Source organism: Faecalibacterium prausnitzii, assembly GCF_003287405.1.
Lineage (GTDB): Bacteria > Bacillota > Clostridia > Oscillospirales > Ruminococcaceae > Faecalibacterium > Faecalibacterium intestinale.
The window spans coordinates 1-2,141 of the sequence record NZ_PRLD01000045.1; the positions used below are offsets into that span (position 1 = coordinate 1).

The following is a 2,141-nucleotide window of genomic DNA, read 5'->3' on the forward strand; positions in this document are numbered from 1 at the left end:
CTTCTTCGACCGTGAATCTGATGAACCAGACGCTGACTGTTCAGGCTGGAACATCGGTAGCTGCTTCCTTGCTGGATACCGTTACCACGATCGTACACAGCCATGAGCCGGATGTTGAAGTGTCGGAAAAGCAGCTGGAAGCGACTGCACCTGTCAAAAAGGATGAAAAAGCGGCGGTCTATAACGATGAGGATAAGAAGCGCACGATACGGCTTGCCGTGGGTGCTGTGGTCTATGCAATCGGTATGGCATTGACCGTATTCGCAAAGCTGCCGACTCTGGCGGAACTGGCGTTTCTGATTGTGGCGTATGTGATTCTTGGCTGGGATGTCGTATGGCAGGCAGTGAAAAATATCACCAGAGGACAGGTGTTTGACGAGCATTTCCTGATGAGTGTTTCCACGATCGGCGCATTTGCCATCGGGGAATACCCGGAAGCTGTTGCAGTTATGCTGTTCTATCAGGTCGGAGAGTTCTTCCAGTCGCTGGCGGTAAAGCGTTCCAGAAAGTCCATCTCTGACCTTATGGACATCTGTCCGGATTCGGCGACCGTTAAGCGGAATGGCGTATTGCAGGTCGTTTCTCCGGAAAGCGTTGCGGTGGGCGAGATCATCGTGGTAAAACCCGGTGAAAAAATCCCGCTGGATGGCATCGTTGTGGATGGCGAATCCATGCTGGACACCAAGGCACTGACCGGCGAATCTGTGCCGAGAAGCATCCGCAAAGGCGATGAAGCCCTGTCCGGCTGCATCAACCAGAGCGGTTTGCTGACGCTGAAAGTCACAAAGAGCTTCGGGGAATCCACGGTATCGAAGATCACTGACCTTGTGGAGAATGCTTCTGCAAGAAAAGCTCCCACCGAGAACTTCATCACGACCTTTGCACGATACTATACGCCGGTCGTTGTTGGAATGGCGGCTGTGTTGGCGATCATTCCGCCGCTCGTCCTTGGCGGCGGCTGGTCTGAGTGGTTGCGCAGAGGTTTTGTGTTCCTGATCGTTTCCTGCCCGTGTGCATTGGTCATTTCTATTCCCCTGACCTTCTTCGGCGGTATTGGTGCCGCATCCAAGCGCGGTGTGCTGGTAAAGGGCAGCAACTATCTGGAAGCACTGAACAAAGTGAGCGTGGTGGTCTTTGATAAGACCGGCACCTTAACAAAGGGTGTTTTTGAGGTCGCAAATATCATTCCGGCAGCCGGATACCAGAAAGAGCAGGTATTGGAGTATGCTGCACAGGCAGAGAGTTATTCCAACCACCCGATCGCAAAGTCGATTCTTGCGACTTATGGAAAGCCAATCGACCAGAAGCAGTTCTCTGGTTTTGAGGAAATCTCAGGACACGGCATCAGCGTTATGGTGCAGGGAAAGAAGGTACTGGCTGGCAACAGTAAGCTGATGGAATCTGAAAAGATTGCCTATGCCGCTTGCGATGCAGCCGGAACAAAGTTCTATGTAGCAGCGGATGGTAGCTATGTAGGCTGTATCCTGATCGCAGATGAAGTGAAGCCGGACAGCAAGTGCGCAATCGCAGAGCTGAAAAAGATCGGCGTGGAAAAAACTGTTATGCTTACCGGCGATGATGAGCGAATCGGCAAGTCGGTGGCAGACGAACTTGGTCTGGATGCGTATTATGCACAGCTCTTGCCCGACCAGAAGGTCGAAAAGCTGGAAATGCTGGATAAGCAGAAACGGCAGGGCAGCAAACTCGCCTTCGTGGGCGATGGCATCAACGATGCCCCTGTTCTTGCCCGTGCAGATGTCGGCATTGCCATGGGAGGTCTTGGCTCGGATGCCGCGATTGAAGCTGCGGATGTTGTTCTGATGACAGATGAACCATCGAAACTTGTAGAAGCCATTGATGTTGCAAAGGCTACGAAACGGATTGTGATGCAGAACATCGTGATTGCTCTTGGCATCAAGAGCGTGTTCCTTGTTCTGGGCGCACTCGGCATGGCCGGTATGTGGGAAGCCGTGTTCGGTGATGTGGGTGTCACGATCATCGCTGTTCTGAACGCAATGCGGATTCTGAAGAAATAAGCACAAACAAAAACAGGGTGCGCCCACCCGGACGCACCCTGCAAAAATCCACACACGATAAGTAAGGCAGGGAGTTCCCCAGCGGGAACTTCCTGTTTTTCTTTG

Annotated in this window: 1 protein-coding gene; it reads left to right on the top strand. The window is 52.5% G+C overall.

Annotation, left to right across the window (positions count from 1 at the left end):
* A partial coding sequence (locus C4N24_RS14880; RefSeq protein WP_112092027.1) for a heavy metal translocating P-type ATPase occupies positions 1 to 2,036 on the top strand: 2,036 nt, incomplete at its 5' end.
* Positions 2,037 to 2,141: the final 105 nt, after the last annotated feature.